This is a genomic window from Dyadobacter pollutisoli (assembly GCF_026625565.1).
Lineage (GTDB): Bacteria > Bacteroidota > Bacteroidia > Cytophagales > Spirosomataceae > Dyadobacter > Dyadobacter pollutisoli.
Map to the genome: position 1 here is coordinate 1154099 of NZ_CP112998.1, position 18627 is coordinate 1172725.

Genomic DNA, 18627 nt, shown 5'->3' on the forward strand with positions numbered 1-18627 from the left:
TCAAGCAAGAGGCTATTTTTAAAATAGTTAAAATAGCCTCTCGCACCATCAGAATGTACCGTCTGTTGAAAATCAGCCCTTAGCCCAATCACCATTCAGCGGCGCTGCCGTCGGCGTGTGTCCACAACGGATTTTTCCAGTTGTGACCTACCTCGACCATCTTCCTTACCTGCGCCTCATCCACCTGAATTCCTAGTCCCGGGCCGGATGGAATATTGACAAAACCACCTTCGTAACTAAAAACTGCTTGATCTTGCAGATAATCCATCAGGTCATTTCCCTGATTATAATGTATACCCAGACTTTGCTCTTGTATAAATGCGTTGTGGCAAGTAGCATCTACCTGCAGGCAAGCTGCCAGCGCGATAGGCCCGAGCGGACAATGTGGGGCTGCTGCAACGTCGAAAGCTTCGGCCATTGACATGATTTTTTTACATTCAGTAATCCCGCCGGCATGTGACAAGTCAGGCTGAATGATGTCGGCGTATCCGTCCGTTAACAAATTTTTAAATTGCCAGCGGCTGAACATTCTTTCACCGGTAGCGATAGGAATGCAGGTATGGTTGGCAATCTCACGTAGCGCCTCATTGTTCTCAGGTAAAACAGGCTCCTCAATAAACATAGGCCGGAACTGCTCCAATTCCTTCGCCAACACCTTCGCCATAGGCTTGTGCAGTCTTCCGTGGAAGTCCACGCCAATATCCAGGCCATAACCCACAGCGTCACGTATCGAGCCGACCCTGGCCAGTACCAGATCAATTTTTTCGTAAGAATCAATGTACTGCATTTCGTCGGTCGCATTCATTTTAATGGCTTTGAAACCACTTTCAAAAGACAGTTTCGCAGCATTGGCAACATCGGCCGGACGATCGCCGCCAATCCAGGAATACACTTTGATCTTATCCCTGCATTTGCCTCCAAGAAGTTGATAAACAGGAGCATTATAAAACTTTCCCTTGATATCCCACAACGCCTGATCGATACCCGCTATGGCGCTCATCAGGATTGGTCCGCCACGATAAAATCCTCCACGGTACATGGTGTTCCAATGCCCCTCAATATCCATCGGATCTTTACCGATCAATGCTTCCATCAGCTCAATCACTGCGGCTTTCACTGTTGCAGCTTTGCCCTCGATCACCGGTTCTCCCCAGCCAATGAGGCCCTCATCTGTTTCTATTTTTAGAAATAACCATCTTGGAGGCACCTGAAACAACTCGTAACTTTTGATTTTCATTTTTCACCGGTTTATAAATGCAAAAACTTTGGAAGAAACATGTGGCTGTTTCTTCCAAAGTTAAAAGTATGTTATAAAACTTTATATCTATCCTATTAGTGAGCGAGAAATTGAGTAAAAAAAGACCGCGGGAATCCGGGGTGTAAATGCCAGACAAGGTATCGCTTAAATTACATGTACTCAGGCCGTATGAGAGGAAGCATACGCTCATCACAACGTAGGTAAAAAACATTGAAAACCTGTTCATTTGAATCTTAGTAAAGTATGGCTAATAGGGCTTGGTTTGTTTTCAACCCGATCGGTGATGCAAAATTTGCGGCCTAAACACTGGGAAACCAATGTGATGAGATGATGACCAGCTGCGAGATCATCTCAATGAGGTGGGGCAAACCAGAGATTGTGTGGGGTTAAGTCAGAAGCGGCCAGTTCCCGGCCCGCCTCAGCACGCAGTTTCATTGTAAAGAAATCTGTGTATCTTGACTTGATTATCAGGAAACTTACCGGTACCGGCCTAAACACTTACCATGGAGCATGATCTGTATTCGACGCTGCCCGATGAAATGCTGGGACGGCTTCTTTTTACAGGGGACGCAAAAGCTTATGAGGCGATCTATCAGCGTCACTGGCGTGCATTGTTTTCGATTGCGACCTGGAAAACCAATAGTCAGGTGGCTGCCGAGGAATTGGTGCAGGAATTATTCTTAAGATTGTGGGAGAACCGGCAAAAGACCCTGATCGAAAAGCCGGAGGCTTACCTGAAAACGGCGCTTAAATACAGCGTGATCGGCTTCATTAAAGCCAAGCTTGCTAGTGCGCAGGCCGAGCTGGGGGAAGCTTCATATCAAGCCGCTGAGCAATTGGCCGATACCGACGTAGATTTGGCCGACTTATCGGCCGCATTGGAACAGGCCCTGCTGCTACTTCCTGAAAAAACAAGGCTGGTATTTCAGATGAGCCGTTTTGAGCAGCGTTCTACCTCAGAAATCGCAGCGCACTTAGGGCTTTCTGATCGTGCTGTGGAATATCATATCACACAGTCCTTACGGCTGCTACGGTTTCAATTAAAAGACTATCTGGCCTACACCATTGCCACCTCCTTTCTTTTTTCGTAGATCCCTCTCATTTTTTTCTATTGTCAAAGGGAGGTCTGGGATGTAATTATTTCAAGAATCTTGCCATTTGGTGCTCATTTGTTTTTCATTTTTCAAATAAGTGCAAATTTCTTTTACGGCTGCACCTGCATTTGTATACTATATAAATGAAAACTTCTGACGTTGCTTGCTCATGAATCGATCTGCCCTTCTTGGCTTATTAACCCGTTACGAAGCACATACATGTACACCGGCCGAAATCCAGCTCGTTGAGCAGTGGTACGAATTGCTTGGAGAGCCCATAGAAATTCCGCTCTCAGAAGAGCAGTGGCTTATCATGGAGCAAAAGCTGTGGAGTCAGGTGCAGCCGCAAAGCCAGCTGGCAGGTGCGGACCCCGTACCTTTCATCCGGCCATTGTGGCGTCAACTCGCCGTGGCCGCTTCTGGTATAGCTGCCGCGATCGCCATCGTGATAGGTTTAAATGGGAACCAGAAAATTCTCCCAAACTGGTTTGGACCGCAGTCGCTGATCGACAAAGTGGAACAGGCCCAGTGGACGCAGTTTGTTAATCAGACCGACAAGTCCAAGGAAGTGAAACTGCCCGATGGAAGTATTGTTGTGCTCTCCCCGCATGCGCAACTGGCCATGCATAAGGATTTCAATCAGAAAACCAGGGATGTGAGATTGCTGGGCGAGGCCAGCTTCCGCGTACATCGTGATCCCAGCCGGCCATTTCTGGTGTATTCTGGTGATATCATTACAAAAGTATTGGGCACGACATTTCTGGTCCGGACAGGCGATCCAGGACAACCTATTCAGGTGATCGTTCAAAGCGGTAAGGTGACCGTGTACAGGCAGACGGCCAAAGACCTTACCAATGTCAGCCCCAATCGCGGTGTGATTTTGACTCCCAATCAGAAAGCAACCTATTTTCCTGATAACGAGCAGTTCGTGACCAGTATCGCCGAGGACCCTCAGCCCATTGTCGCGGCTGTGTCAGCGGCGGTGGCAGCCCCCTCGCTGGAATTTGAGGATACACCCATTGGCCAGGTGATCCATCAGCTGGAAGTCATCTACGGAACGGAAATTGAATTGGAGCAGGAATCTTTGAGCCATTGTCCATTTACTGGAAATCTCACGCACCAGGCCTTGTTTACCAAACTGGAACTGCTTTGCGGAACCATCAACGGGAGCTACGAAGTGCGTGGGACCAAGATTTTGATTACAGGAAAAGGCTGTCAATAATTACCCATCTATAACCTTCTAAACTATGCGCTGACTTTATCTGAGTTTCTGAAAATGAAATCGGTACCGTTGCACCGGTACCGATTTACTCGGCCCTTCCTGTATCTGTCAGAACATCCATCTCAGGGTGTAAAAGGGCTGCTATTGCTAAATCCTAGACAAAACTTAACAAACATTCAAAAGTATGAAAGACCATCTACATTGTCAAACCTGGCTCTGGGTAGTTATGAAACACTCCGTCTACCAATTTATCCTGGCGGCTTTTGTGATAAGTGCCATTCAGGCAGGGCCCACCCATGCGCAAAACCTGCTGGAACGGATCGTGACGATTCATCTGGACCAGACCAACGTCGGCGCTTTTTTGAATACTCTTGAAAAATCAACGGGCGTCGATTTCGTTTACAGCTCCAAGGCCATTGGCGCGCAGCGCAAACTGTCGGTTCACCACGTTAACCAAAAGCTCTCTTTTGTGCTTGAAACCACATTGAAACCCATGAACATTGGTTTTCGGCTCGTGGACGGCTCCATTCTCTTGCATCGGTCCTGGACAGATTCTCCCGGCGCGGACGGTGACCCGGACAATTTTCTGGGTGCAATGCCTGCCACCAGTCCACCGGACCGAACTGTAACCGGCGCTGTAACTGATGAAAAAGGCGAAGGATTACCCGGCGTCAGTGTCGTGCTCAAAGGCACGCAGCGTGGTACGGTCACCGGTGCGAGCGGGGCGTACAGCATCAGCATCGGCTCGGATGCGGATGTGCTGGTGTTTTCCTTTGTAGGGTATCTCTCAAAGGAAGCTACTATCGGAGACAGAAAAAAGATTGATATAGCACTGGCCGCTGACACCAAAGCACTCGATGAAGTAATGGTAGTAGGATACGGTACCCAGAAAAAGTCAGATCTTACCGGCTCGGTCAGCTCGGTAAAGGGCTCGGATCTGACGCGGCTTCCCACCCAGCGGGTGGATCAGGCTTTGCAGGGCCGCGCTGCTGGCGTCATGGTGCAGAATACGGACGGAGCGCCTGGTGGCAATGCCACTATCCGCGTCAGAGGCGGCAACTCGATAACGGGTGGTAACAATGCGCTGGTGGTGGTGGATGGCATACAGGGGGTCAACATCACGACAATCAACCCCAACGATATTGAATCCCTGGAAGTACTCAAAGATGCTTCGGCCACGGCGATTTATGGAGCGCGTGGCGCAAACGGGGTAATACTGATTACAACCAAAAGGGGCGCATCCGGCAAAGCGGTCTTCAACTACGGTTTCAGCATGGGCTTTCAGAGGCTGAACCATAAACTGGATTTGATGAATGCCGGTTACTATGCCCGCAAGTCCAACGACTGGGCAGCCACACAGAATGGAACGGCCAGCGCGCCCATTACCCCGGTGATACCTTTTTCAACCGAGCAGATTGCGCAGCTGGATGCCAATGGCGGTACGGACTGGCAGAATGAAATATACCGGAGCGGAAAACTGCAGAACCATCAGCTCTCGGTCAGCGGTGGCGGTGAATCGGCCCGTTTTTTCGTCTCGGCCGGTTATATGAACCAACAGGGAATTGTGGTCAATACCAAATACGCCCGTTATAATTTAAGAAGTAACCTGGATCTGAAAGTGACCAGTTGGATGAATGCAGGGATCAACCTGAACGTGATCAAAGACAAGGGCAATGTGCCGCCGGTAGGAGAAGGAACGCGTTTTGGGGATATCCTCGGGCAGGTAATCAATACCGTCGCGCGATTTGACCCGGTTACTCCGGTTTATGATGCCAATGGAAACTACAACAATAAGGCATTGAAAGGCGGCCCGGATGGCTCCAAGATCTATGCAGACAGTGATGTATGGAACCCGGTGGCCACCGCCTTAGAAACCAAGTCGGAGAAAAATAACATTACCAACGAGATCAGCACATTCCTGGATTTTAAACTGCTGAAAGGGTTCTCATTGCGGGTTACTGGCGCTGCCAGCATCAATTCCAATGATGAGCAGCATTATTACAGCACCAAAACCCAGCCGGGCCGTGGCGTGAGCGGACTGGGTGATCTGACCGAAAGCAAGTATCAGTATTACCAGAATTCCAACATTCTCACATACAGCAATGTTTTCAATAAAAAGCATGCGCTAACCTTCACCGGCGTAGCAGAACAGCAGTTGATACAGTCCAAGAGCTCTTTTATCTCCGCTCAGGGATTTTTCAGCGATGATACCGGGATCAATGACCTGGGCGGCGCCTCTCAGATTAATGAACGTTACAATGCGCAGGCAAAGCAGGTTTTGAATTCGTTTCTGGGCCGGGTCAACTACGTATTCAATGACAAATACATGATCACAGCCAGTTACCGGGCTGACGGGTCGTCGGTTTTCGGGGCCAATAATAAATGGGGATATTTTCCATCTGCGGCCGCTGCCTGGCGCGTTTCCCAGGAAGCATTTCTTGAAAATATCAAGGCTATTTCCAATTTAAAGCTGCGCGCGAGCTGGGGTAAAACCGGTAATCAGGCTATTCAGCCCTATCAAACCCTGGCAACGGTTGCTTCTGGTTTCAACTATCCCTACGAAGGCAACAGTGCGCCCAATGTAGGCTTTGCGCTGGGTCGGGCGGCCAATCCCAACCTGAAATGGGAAACTACCCAGCAGACCAATGTGGGTATGGACCTGGGCTTCTTTGCAGAGCGGTTGGTTGCCACAGTGGACCTTTATAAAAAGACCACTGCGGACCTTTTGCTAAACAAACAGGTAGAGGCCTACACAGGCTTTACGACGATTCTTTCCAATGTGGGCTCGATACAAAACAAAGGACTTGAAATTTCTGTCGGAGGTAAGCCTCTGGCGGCCGGGGCGCTAAAATGGAGCACATCGGCCAATATTTCTTTCAACCGAAGTAAGGTATTGACCCTGCTTGACAATGCTCCTTTGGCCATCCGGACCAATACGGGTGGAGGCTACCAGATCTACGGCAGCGGTTTTTCTTTGAAGTACTTACAGGTAGGTCAGCCGGTAGATCAGATGCGCGGCTATACCAACCTGGGAACTTGGAGTGAAGCAGAGCGTGCCGAGGCTAAGAAAATGGGACAGGCGCCAGGGGAGCCGAAGTGGAAAGATGTGAACGGAGACGGCAAAATAACCAGGGCAGCCGACGGGTTGGAAGTGATCGGGAATGCTTCGCCCAAGTTTATCTATGGCTGGAATAACACGGTGAGCTACAAAGATTTCGATCTGACTTTTCTGATGCAAGGCAGTTATGGCAATGCGATTTTTAATGCCGTCAGAATTAAAACCGAAAACCCCTCCAACGGGCTAAGCACCAATCTTAAAAACAGATGGAGCGCTGAAAATCAAAATACGGACGTGCCCGTGTTTTTGAGCTCACGGGAAAGAAACCTGCTGGAACTGGGCAGTAATCAAACCTCGGGGATTGGCGTCGACCAGCGTTCCAGCCGTTGGATCGAGGATGGCTCCTACCTGCGGATGAAAAATGTAACCCTTACCTATACTATTCCCACATCCATTGTCGGCAGGATAGGAATCAGCAGGCTCTCGACCTATGTGACGGGTATTAACCTGTTTACCATCACCAAGTACACGGGCTACGACCCGGAGGTGAGCTCCTTTAATGCCGGCGGGGCCGGTGGTCTGGGTATTGACCTGAGCAATTATCCGACGGCCAAATCACTCATGTTTGGACTTAATCTGACATTTTAAAAGTGCATCCAATGAAAAAGAATATATTCTACCCAGCTAAAAGTATTGTCGCGTTACTTTTGATCATACTCAGTTTCTCCTGCGAGAGTCTACAGGAAGCACCCGCAGGGATCTCCACCCCGCGGAATTTCTATGCGACCCTCAGTCAGTGTGAGGCAGCTTATGCCGGATCGATCAACGCCCTGTTTGTCACATGGGGAGGGTATCAGAACATACCTGCTTTTCCCGATGGCCACTTTGAAGGTACCAGTCTTGACTTTGGGGTTTCCTCCTTCAATGATCTTTGGAACTGGCATTATAAATCCATTGCCAACATTAATGCAGTGCTGAAAGCGGTCAAAGGTGGAAGCCTGGCCGGTAATTCGCAGGATGCAATCGATCAGGTCGTGGCGCAGGGGAGATTTCTGAGAGCATTCAACTATTTCACACTGGTACGTTTGTATGGCAAAATTCCCTATCTCACAGAAGAAACGCCTGATCCGGTACTGACGCCATTAACACCCGAGTCCCGTCTGGAAGTGGCCAAGGTCTACGATCTGCTGGAAGCCGATCTGGCGTTTGCAGCAGATCATCTGGGCGACTACGAAGCGGCAACGCCTGGCAAACCCAATAAATGGATTGCCAAAGGATTTTTGGCCAAAGCGTATTTGACCCGGGCAACAGCTCCACTCAATCAAAGCGAATATTATGCAAAAGCGCGCGATGTGGCCGATGAGGTCATTACCAAAGGGCCTTACAAGCTGCTACCGAATTTGCAGGATGTCTTCAAAACAGCCAACAACCGCAGCATGGAAATTATGTTTGCCTTCTATACGACACCCCAAACCCCTTACATGCCGGGCAATGCCTGGGCGCCTTCCGAAATGGACGGATGGAGCGGTGGCCCTGTGAAGATTTACTGGGCATCCAACATTTATCCCGAGCAGCCCCGCAAGCACAACTATCTGCTGCTTGACTTTACCTCGGACATTTATGATCCTGCCGCGCCGATCATTAACTGGTCCAAATCTGCCGACGGAGTACCCTACATTGGTAAATACAATATGCCTAACCTTACTTATGAGCAGCAGGTCAGCGGTGGTGATGCAGGTATCGAAATGAAGCTGCTGCGTTTTGCCGACATCCTGCTCATCTACGCAGAAGCAGCCAACATGGCAGGCGGCGCGCCTACCCAACTTGCGGTAGACCGGCTGAATCTGATCATAGACCGGGCCAATGCAGCTACGGGCAAGGAAGCAAGGGCAACCCTAGCATTGAGCAAAGCGGCTTTTGACCAAAAGGTAATTGACGAAAGGAGCTATGAGCTTTGTTTTGAAAACGACCGGTACTTTGATGTTTTAAGAAAACGGATTTTAGAGCAGGTCAATCTGCCGGACAATGCACAGGGCTTCCAGCAGACTGATTACCTGCTGCCTATACCGGCCCTGGATGCCAAAGCAATCGGGCAGAATGCGGGGTATTGATCATCAACCTGACCTTCCAATAGCATGTTAAAATTCCTCGGTTACACATTGCTTTTTATCATTTCTATAGGAATCTGCCCGGCCCAACGGGCAGATTCCCTGCTGCTGAAAAACTACCGGCCGCATTCGATTTACAAGATTCCGGTAACCAAAATTACCAAAGCCAGCCATCCGGTCATCGACATGCATGCCCACCAGGGTAATGTGAAGACCGATGCCGAATTGAAAGAATGGGTAAAGCGCATGGATCGTTTTGGAATCGAAAAAACCATCATACTTACCATGCTGACTGGCGCAGGGTTTGACTCGGTCTATAAAGCCTATGCGCCTTACGGCGAGCGTTTTGAGCTATGGTGCGGCTTTGATTATACGGGTTATAACAAGCCTGGATGGAGTCAGAAAGCAGTCAAAGAGCTGGAACGATGCGCAAAGCTTGGCGCCAAAGGTGTAGGCGAGCTGGGTGATAAAGGCCTTGGGGAGGTTTTTTCCAAGCCGGTGGCCGCGCACGGCATGCATATCGATGATCAGCGCATGAAGCCCTTGTTTGAGAAATGCGGCCAGTTGAAGTTGCCGGTGAATGTCCATGTTGCCGAACCAATGTGGATGTACGAGCCGGCCGACTCAACCAATGACGGCTTGATGAATGCCTTCGAGTGGAGAGTCGACCAAAGTAAACCAGGGTTTTTGGGGCATGGTGCGTTGATCCGTACGCTTGAAAATGTGGTGCGTGACAACCCCGGGACGACATTCATTGCCTGTCATTTAGCCAATTGCGAATATGATCTGACCATTCTGGGGCGCTTGTTGTCCCAATACCAAAACCTGTATGCAGATTTTGCCGCCAGGTATGCCGAGATCGCGCCGATACCGAGGTATATGCATCAATTTTTTGAAAAGTATCAGGATAAGCTCTTATACGGGACCGATATGCAGGCCACCGACTACATGTATGAAACCACTTTCAGGGTACTGGAAACCAAGGATGAACATTTTTATGCTATTGATCTGACGGGTTACCACTGGCCGCTGCAAGGCTTTGGGCTCAGTGATGCGGTTTTAAAGAAAATTTACAAAACCAACGCGGCCCAAATACTGAGCAGAAAATAGCCTGGGCTGCTATAACCGTTTAATTCATTAGAAAATGTTGTATTTCAACAAGGTGGGCAGAGCCACACTTTCCCTGCTTGTGCTGGCAGGTTTTTTGGCATTCCGTTTTGCATTCGATGACAATGACATAAAGGAGGAGCAAAGGCCGCAGTGGGAGAAGATCGGCCCGGGTGGGGGCGGGGCTATTTTTATCCCAACATTCTCCTATCACAGCGTCTCAGAGTTTTTGCTCAGATGTGATAGGACAGGATCCTATCTGACTAAAAATGGGGGTAAGTCCTATGATCAGATCAATCTTCCAAACGGGGCCAACAGTTTTGCCTATGATCCTTTGGATTCCAACACCATCTACATTGGTTCCAATACTTTAAACAAAAGCATGGATGGCGGCAAAACCTGGGAGCAAATATTCCCCTCCCCAACCGACGTGCTCAGCCAGTCATATTCCGGCGACCACGCTACTTTTCAGATTCAGACCAAGGCCGGCTCCCTTTATGAAATGGAAGAGGGACGTATAGGGGCTATCCGTGTGGACCCGGTCCGCTCAGCTTCATTGTATTTTAGTATGGGGCCGTATTTGTTTTACTCTTTCAATGGCGGCAAAAGCTGGGAGAAAAAAGATATCGGAAAGCGCATCGAATATTTGTACAGCAATGGCTGCGGACTCAAAAATGAACTGATGGTCTTTACCGGGGAATCGGCATTTGTTTTTAATAAAACCACCCGTAAAATCGTCCCCAAAATGTTTCCGAAGGCAATGAGTCCCGCGTTCTGCTTTACGGCAGGCAGCGTATCAAAGGGCGGAAAGGAAATATTTTATGCACTGCACCACGATCCTGGGCAACAGATCCAGGAGGAATTCGGCCATAGCGAGCTCTGGATTTCTCAGGATCAAGGCAGTAGCTGGAAGCAGAGCGAAAACACATTGGTAACCAATGCGCAGGCAGGCACAAAACCTAGCTATTCCATGATTTCCTGCGCCGAGTTCGATGCCCGGCAGGTGTATTTGGTTACCAACCGTTATGAGCAAAAAAAAGACGGCGGGTTTATTTATTGGTATGGCGTATTGAAAACAGGTGATGGTGGTAAAAACTGGGATTGGGTATGGAAAGGTGGGGGAGGTTCAGGTCAGTATGGTGTCAGGGATGGCGTCGACGCGGCAAATCTGAAAGACGCGTGGGCGGCCAGGGCATTTGGCGGCGAGTACATCCGGTTGATGGATGTGGGCGTATCTCCGCTGGATGGAAAAATAGCCATCGTTACGGATTGGTACAGGACGATGAAAACCATCGATGGCGGCGAATCATGGAATGAAATTTACAGCGAGCCGCAACCGGGTGGCAGCTACAAGAGCACAGGACTCGACGTGACTACCAGTTACGGCGTACATTTTGACCCTTTCGACAGCAGTCATATTGCCATCAGCTACACCGATATTGGCTTTCATCACAGTTTCAATAGCGGTAAAAGCTGGACGCGTTCCGTCCAGGGAGTTCCTGCCGAATGGGTCAATACCTGCTACTGGCTCGAATTTGACCCGAAGATAAAGGGAAAAGTCTGGTCGGTCTGGTCGGGAATGCATGATTATCCGCGCGGGAAAATGACCAGAAACCCTGCCTGGAAAAAGAGCGCCAAAGGCGGAGTCTGCGTCTCGACGGATGGCGGCAGAACCTGGCAGCCCAGCATTGAAGGCATGGGAATGGATTCACCTGCAACCAGCATTGTGCTGGACCCGAGCTCCGCTCCGGGCAAGCGCACATTGTATGCCAGTGTGTATTCTAAAGGGGTTTTCAAATCAACAGACGATGGCAGAAGCTGGCGATTGAAAAATAAAGGGATTGGCGAGAATACCTGCGCTTTCGAGCTGACCCGGACCGGAAACGGCACCCTTTTTCTGACGGTAAGCGCAACACCTGCGCACAAAAACGGTAAAAAAGGGAGAGAGTTTTATTCGGGAGCAGTTTACAGGTCAACCGACGGGGCCGAAAACTGGACGAAGCTCAATGTTACCGACGGACTCCTTTTCCCAAATGGTATCGAATATGACCCCAAGGGTCCAGACCGTATTTACCTGGCGGGCTGGGCAGATATTGATCTCAGCGATCTGATTGGCGGAGAGGTGGCGCGATCAACTGGAGGAAATAAAAAACTCGAAATCCCCGGCGGTATATTCCTCTCAGAAGATAACGGGACAACCTGGAAAAGCATTTTTGACAAAAAGCAATATGTATACGATGTGACTGCAGATCCCTATCATGGGGGAAGGCTCTACTGCAATACATTCAACAGTGCCGCTTACCGCAGTGATGACTACGGGAAAGCCTGGCATAAGATCAAAGGCTACGATTTTCATTGGGGCCATCGCATTACCGTGGACCGCAATGATCCCGGGCAGATTTTTATCAATACTTTTGGATCCAGCGTCTGGCATGGGGCTGCTTTGAGGGAGCATTCAAAATACAAGAATCCGAACGGAAGAAATGATCAATGGGGCTTTGTCGGCTTTGGCGGGGGAGGGGCGATGTTTTATCCTGCCATCAGCCCGCATAACCCCAGCCGCGCGATGGTGGCTTGTGATATGACAGGCTCGTTTGCCACTGATGACGGGGGTAATTCGTGGCGCATGTTTAACCTCAAAGGGCCTGTTAACTACTTTGTCTTTGACCCGGTTGACTCCAATACGGTTTATGCCAATTCGATCGGACTCTACAAAAGTATCGATCGGGGCAGCACTTGGTCGCTTTTTTATCCTTCTGGATCCGATCTCAGCGGTATTGTTTCCCAAGGCGATCATGCCAGCGAGAAGCTGATAACAAATGATGGTATGGACCGGAAAGTGCAGGCATTTGCGGTTGATCCGGCTGATTCAAAAAAGGTATATGCCGCCATTTCCATCGGGGACAGTTCAATGGATGCGCGTTCAGCTTTTTATACTTCAAAAGATGGTGGGATCACCTGGCGCAAAGAGCGGCAGCTGACGGGGAAAATCAAAAACATTTACATTAACCCTGGCTCGCCCGAAAACGATAGGACGATCTATGTATGCGGCCAAAATGCGATTACCAAACGGGAAAAGGGCGCGTGGGAAATCAATAGAAATACCCATGTTACAGAGCTTACTGAGTTTGCAGCAGGTTTTGACAAGAAAAGTAAGCGCTTTATGATCTACGCCATTTCCGGAACGTCCTACTTTAATGCTGACCAGGAAAACTCGGGAATTTACTTTACCAAAGACGGTGGTAAGCACTGGGAAAACAGGCAGGCTGGGCTAATTAAATGGGCAGTGAAAGGCGCTGCGGATCCCGAGTGGCGAAGTATTGCCACCAGCGCGCAGCACCCACAAGTGGTATATGTATCCTACGCGAATTTGAAAGTGCACGCGGACACTACCAGCATTGGCGTGGCCAAAAGTGAGGATTACGGCCAAACCTGGGCGCTTGCATGGAAAGACGACTTGACCAAAAATGAGAATGTCGTCTCCAAAAACTTTGAAAACGGATGGATCAATGAACGCTTCGGGCCGAGCTGGGGGGAAAACCCATTTTCAATAGGGGTATCACCTTCGGATCCGGATATTTGTTATGCAACTGATTTTGGTCGAACCGTCAAATCCAGCAATGGCGGTAAAAGCTGGGAGCAGGTCTATACCCGAAAAAAGAATAGCGGTGGCTGGATTTCCCGTGGACTGGAAGTAACAACGAGTTATGCAGTGGTTTTTGATCCTTTTGAGAGCAGCCATGTATTCATCGCCAATACGGATATCGGGCTGATGGAAAGCAAAGACGGAGCAGAAAGCTGGCTGAGCGCGACCCAAAATAATGGCGTTCCGCGCGCCTGGGCCAATAGTACTTACTGGCTTGAATTTGATCCGAAAGTAAAGGGTCGCGTTTGGGCGGTCATGAGCGGAACACATGATCTGCCCAGACCCAAAATGTGGCGAAAAAACGGAACCAAGGATTACAAAGGCGGTGTACTGCTCAGTGAGGATGCAGGCCAAACCTGGAAGCCCATTAGTCATGACATTGGCGAAGGGGCCGCGACCCACATTCTGATCGACCCGGCGAGCGATCCTGAAAACCGGACGTTGTATGTCTGCGTTTTTGGCAAGGGCGTCTACAAATCCAGCGATGGCGGCAAGAGCTGGAAACAGAAAAATAATGGGATCCAGGGAAATGAGCCCTTTGCCTGGCGCATTGTGAAAAGAGAAAAGGATAACACTTTGTTTCTGGTAGTGAGCCGGCGAAGCGAAAAGGGTAGCGTCGGTGCGGGGGACGGTGCATTGTACCGCTCCACGGACGGCGCTGAGTCGTGGACAAAGGTGAGATTACCCGAAGGCACCAATGGCCCCACCAGTCTGGCTGTCGATCCGCAAAACGGGCAACGGCTAATCCTTTCTGGCTGGGGAAAAAGAGCCAGTGGCAAGTTCTCGCAGGATACCGGAGGCGGAATTTTTGCTTCCGATGACGATGGCAAAAGCTGGAAACAGGTTTTGCACCATGATCAGCATATACACGACATTACTTATGACGGGCGCATCAACACCTTTTACGCCTGTGGATTTAATGGTTCTGCATACAGATCTGCGGATTCGGGGAATACGTGGAGCCGAATCAAAGGCTACAATTTCAAGTGGGGAAAACGTGTGGATCTTGACCCTGGTGACCCTGAAAAAATATTTATTGTAACCTTTGGAGGAGGCATCTGGCACGGTCCGGCAAGGGGTGATCAAGCCGCGGTGGAAGATATAGTCAAATGATGCCAGGACTTTAAGAAATTGAATCCGGACTTTGAGTCTGGCAAGGTTCCTTCAAGAAGCTTATTACTGCGCCCGTAAGCAGTCCCATGATCTTTTATTGACTAAACTATATGGGTGTATGAAGATCCAGCAAGTAATATCTAATACAGGAGTTATACTGCCGCTTTTAGGAGATTGAATCACAAATGGATGGTTTGTGGTTATTATCGGAATTATACTGCTGTTTTATTGGAATTTATATCAGTGCCTACTATATTTGGGTAAAATAGGCACTTTAATGCCGGTCAGGTACCATGCATATCAAATTTGGAGAGAAAGAAATAATCGGGAAAATCATTCAAAGCAGACGTAAATCCCGAAAGATCATACAGGAAGAACTGGCAGACATTGCCGGGGTTTCCCCTCGTACCCTTAGAGATATCGAAAAAGGAGTGGCCAACCCGGAACTTGAAACCTTGTTGCGTATTTGTAAAGTTCTTGGTATGGAGATCAAACTGGAAGTAATCAGGTAATGATTAGAAAGGCACATATATATAATAATGATGTGCTGGCTGGCACCCTTATAAAAACCGGTCGCCAGCAGTATACTTTCCGGTATGAGGATTCTTACCTGGAAGATCCGAATTGTTTTGCGATCAGTCTTTCTTTTCCAAAGGTACAGCAAGCATATGCTTCCAAGGTTCTATTCCCGTTCTTTTACGGTTTACTATCCGAGGGAGTCAATAAGCAAACCCAATGTAGATTATTAAGAATAGACGAAAATGACCATTTTAGTCTATTGTTGGCAACAGCAAAATCTGATACAATAGGATCAATAACAGTTAGAGAGGTATTATGATTTGTCACGGGTGTTTCAAGGAAATAGACAGGGCCGGTTATTGTAAAAAATGCCTGGCAGACCTGTTTAATGGAAAAAAAGTCGATCACATTTTACCATTTAATTCACCCTTCAAAGAGGAATCGGATCTTTATCGGGACTTGACCAAGAAAATGTCAATCTCAGGTGTTCAAGTAAAATACTCTATGCGTTTGCAGGACAACAAACTGATTCTTACTGACACTGCTGGGCAATACCTACTCAAACCTATTCCTTCTGGTCAATTCAAAAACCTGGATCAAGCGCCTGCTAATGAGCATTTGACCATGCAATTGGCTAGACAACTTTTCAAAATCACCGTCCCCGCTAACGCGATCGTATACTTCAATGACCGAACCCCGGCTTATCTGGTCAAAAGATTTGATGTCAAGGCAGATGGCACAAAATCTCAACAGGAGGACTTTGCCCAAATTGCTCAGTTAACCGAAGAAACCCACAGCAAAAACTTTAAGTATGATTTATCCTACCAGGAAATTGGCGAGCTGATCAAACTTCACATTTCCATGTATCCAATAGAAATTGAAAAGTTCTTCCGGCTTGTGCTTTTCAATTATGTATTTTCAAATGGTGACGCCCACGTGAAAAACTTCTCTATAATCCAAATCGATGAAGGGGATTATATATTGTCACCTGCCTACGACCTGCTTTGCACCCGGATACATTCTCCCAATGAATCGGATATGGCCCTGATGCTATTAAAAGAGCGGTTTACCATGGCTTATGATGCCCCGGGCTTTTGCACTGGTGAGGATTTCTTGGAATTCGGCAGGGTATTGGAAATTAAAGAAAGCCGTGTCAATAAAATGATCAATGAATTCATTGGCAGAGATGATGCTATTGATTCTTTGATTGATAAATCATTCTTAGAAAATCAAATCAAAGCAGATTATAAACGCTATTACAAAGACAGACTCAAAAGGATGAGCATGGAGTGGCCACCTGTCAAGATGGAAAAGTAGCTCAGCTCTATTACCCACAAATATTTCCCGTTTCGACAAAACGGATGCAACCATATTATGCAACATGGTGTCTAAAAGGAAAATGGGTATCCTGACTACATTGGCCATGAAAAAATCTCTTCATTTACTGCTTCTGCTGTTTATTTCGCTGTCCTGTCTGCCGGAGCCCAGGGAGCCTGTCAATGGAGTCAAATTTGATGGCACGGGCTATAAACCCATTTATGCCAGTGCGGATGAAGTGGCCAAAATCGAGTTTACGGCGGCTAAACCGCTGACCGAACCTGGCAAAATCTACGTTTCAGACCCGTACCTATTTATCAATGAAATGGGAAAGGGGATTCATATCATCAATAATACTGATCCGAAAAACCCGGAAAACCTCTCATTTATTGCCATTACAGGTAATTACGACATGGCCGCCAAGGGCCAGTTTCTTTATGCTGATAACCTTTCTAATTTACTGGTCTTCGATATCAGCGATCCCAAGACACCCAAACTGGCCAAAAAAGTCGCGGATGCCATACCGGTCAGTAACTACCCGCCTTACCAAAACATTTATTTTGAATGTGTTGAAAGTAAAAAGGGGGTAGTCATCGGTTGGGAAAAAGTCCCTATGCCTGAGCAGCCAAGATGTTTCAGATAATTCGCATCAGGCGATCCTGCGTTAAAACAATCCATACAAGATCTATTTAATTTTTAATGGTATCATGAAAAGACTGGCACCTTTGTTTTTCATAGGGTTGGCAATCATCGGCCTGCTGATCATTCTGACCTCCTGCGATGGGGGCAATGATTCGGCACTAAACCCTCAGTCCGGTACTGGCGGATCCATGGCTCGGTTTGCCATCACAGGTAGTACCCTTTACATTGTCTCCAAGCGGTCTTTGGAAGTCTATGACATTAGCGAAGGTGCAAACCCTGTCAAATCGGTGACCAAAGACATGGGCCTGGGCATCGAAACCATTTTTCCATTCAAGGACAATCTTTTCATTGGGGCCAGCGATGGGATGTACATTTACGATAATACAAGACCCAAAGAGCCTGTACTGCTCTCCAAATTCACCCACATACAGTCCTGTGATCCGGTGGTTGTGCAGGGAAAATATGCTTATGTAACCCTGAGAAGCGGTGTGGTTTGCCGGATTGGGAACACATTAAGCTCCCTGGATGTGGTCGATATCAGTGATCCGGTTAAACCAGTGCTTGTCAACAGCCAAGCCATGGATTCACCCTACGGACTGAGCGCATCGGGAAATAGGCTCTTTGTTTGCGAGGGCGATAAGGGTTTCCGGGTCATGGACATTTCCAACCCGGCAGTACCCATATACAAGCATTACTTTCACGACCTGCCGTCCTACGATGTGATTTCCCGGGGTAAGCACCTGATCATTACCGGCAAAAAAGGGCTGTTCCAATACCAATATGACGATACCGACACGATTGAACTACTAAGTAAAATTCCGGTCCTATGAGATTTTCGCTGATTTGCATGGCATGCGTTTTCTTTCCATTTAAGAAGGTTTTGGCGCAAATTGATGTTGAAAAGGCCAAAAACCATGTGATCGTCAAATTCTCGCCCCTACCACTTTTCGACGCTGACAATACGGTCCAGTTTGGTGTGGAGGTTCCGCTGGGCAAAAGTGGATGGAGCCTGCAAGAAGACCTGGGCTATGGACAGTCTTCTTTTAGCATTTGGTATACCGACGAGGTCAACCCGCCCAACAAGGAAATCTTCAAAAGCAGGACCCAGCTCCGGTATTATTATTTTGACGGCCGCCGCGTCAGGGGATATGTGGGTGGTGAATTTCTATACAAAAAAGTGGTGTACCGCGATAATCAATGGGTCGGAATGGACTGCAACGAGATGGGTACCTGCGGATTTTTTGAAAACAGGGATATTAAAATCGGCCGGTTTGTCGCCGCCGGGCATGCCAGAATGGGCTGGCAATTCTATCTGGGTAGTCGAATAGCCCTGGATCTTTTCACGGGATTTGGCATGCGGCACATCGGTGTGAGGGCCATCACGGCTGGCCTGGAAAATGTAAGGTACTCCAAGCCCAGGGAAATGTGGTCCAATACCAGTCCGGGAACAGGGGAGATGGTTCCCAGCCTGGTGCTGGGATTTCATTTCGGGTTGGTTTTGGGAAAATTCAGCGATTGATTATATTGGCGGGACATCCATCCT

The 18627-nt window shown here is 48.4% G+C and carries 13 protein-coding genes; 12 read left to right on the forward strand and 1 reads right to left on the reverse strand.

The genetic code is table 11. The features are described from left to right. Nucleotides 1-88: 88 nt before the first annotated feature. Complete coding sequence (dgoD, locus tag ON006_RS04805; RefSeq protein WP_244819607.1) at nt 89-1237, reverse strand: galactonate dehydratase; 1149 nt, start codon at nt 1235-1237, stop codon at nt 89-91. Between the two features lie 524 nt (nt 1238-1761). Between dgoD and ON006_RS04810 the strand changes: the two genes are divergently transcribed. The 12 genes from ON006_RS04810 (at nt 1762) to ON006_RS04865 (ending at nt 18603) form a co-directional block, all read left to right on the forward strand. After that, nucleotides 1762-2349, forward strand: coding sequence for a sigma-70 family RNA polymerase sigma factor (locus tag ON006_RS04810; protein ID WP_244819606.1), 588 nt, complete (start codon nt 1762-1764; stop codon nt 2347-2349). 172 nt (nt 2350-2521) lie between these two features. Further along, complete coding sequence (locus tag ON006_RS04815) at nt 2522-3574, forward strand: FecR family protein (protein ID WP_244819605.1); 1053 nt, start codon at nt 2522-2524, stop codon at nt 3572-3574. A gap of 184 nt (nt 3575-3758) precedes the next feature. Further along, on the forward strand, nt 3759-7280 hold the full coding sequence (locus tag ON006_RS04820) for a SusC/RagA family TonB-linked outer membrane protein (RefSeq protein WP_244819604.1): 3522 nt from the start codon (nt 3759-3761) through the stop codon (nt 7278-7280). Between the two features lie 11 nt (nt 7281-7291). Then, nucleotides 7292-8743 carry a RagB/SusD family nutrient uptake outer membrane protein gene (locus ON006_RS04825; protein ID WP_244819603.1) on the forward strand — a complete coding sequence of 484 codons (1452 nt, stop codon included), beginning with the start codon at nt 7292-7294 and terminating at the stop codon, nt 8741-8743. Nucleotides 8744-8767: 24 nt separating this feature from the next. Beyond that, nucleotides 8768-9850 (forward strand): amidohydrolase family protein, encoded by a 1083-nt coding sequence (locus ON006_RS04830; protein ID WP_244819602.1) that lies wholly within the window; start codon nt 8768-8770, stop codon nt 9848-9850. Between the two features lie 34 nt (nt 9851-9884). Further along, nucleotides 9885-14606: a VPS10 domain-containing protein gene (locus tag ON006_RS04835; RefSeq protein ID WP_244819601.1), complete on the forward strand. Its 4722-nt coding sequence runs from the start codon at nt 9885-9887 to the stop codon at nt 14604-14606. A 293-nt stretch (nt 14607-14899) separates the two neighbouring features. Next, nucleotides 14900-15118, forward strand: a complete 219-nt coding sequence (locus ON006_RS04840) for a helix-turn-helix domain-containing protein (protein WP_244819600.1) — start codon at nt 14900-14902, stop codon at nt 15116-15118. Beyond that, complete coding sequence (locus ON006_RS04845) at nt 15118-15444, forward strand: HipA N-terminal domain-containing protein (RefSeq protein ID WP_244819599.1); 327 nt, start codon at nt 15118-15120, stop codon at nt 15442-15444. Before ON006_RS04840 ends, ON006_RS04845 begins: the two co-directional genes overlap by 1 nt. Then, entirely contained in the window at nt 15441-16442 is a 1002-nt protein-coding gene (locus ON006_RS04850; RefSeq protein WP_255772828.1) for a type II toxin-antitoxin system HipA family toxin, read from the forward strand. Before ON006_RS04845 ends, ON006_RS04850 begins: the two co-directional genes overlap by 4 nt. A gap of 106 nt (nt 16443-16548) precedes the next feature. Further along, on the forward strand, nt 16549-17085 hold the full coding sequence (locus ON006_RS04855) for an LVIVD repeat-containing protein (protein ID WP_244819597.1): 537 nt from the start codon (nt 16549-16551) through the stop codon (nt 17083-17085). A gap of 64 nt (nt 17086-17149) precedes the next feature. Continuing rightward, complete coding sequence (locus ON006_RS04860; RefSeq protein ID WP_244819596.1) at nt 17150-17914, forward strand: LVIVD repeat-containing protein; 765 nt, start codon at nt 17150-17152, stop codon at nt 17912-17914. After that, nucleotides 17911-18603 carry a DUF3575 domain-containing protein gene (locus ON006_RS04865; RefSeq protein ID WP_244819595.1) on the forward strand — a complete coding sequence of 231 codons (693 nt, stop codon included), beginning with the start codon at nt 17911-17913 and terminating at the stop codon, nt 18601-18603. Before ON006_RS04860 ends, ON006_RS04865 begins: the two co-directional genes overlap by 4 nt. Nucleotides 18604-18627 lie beyond the last annotated feature (24 nt).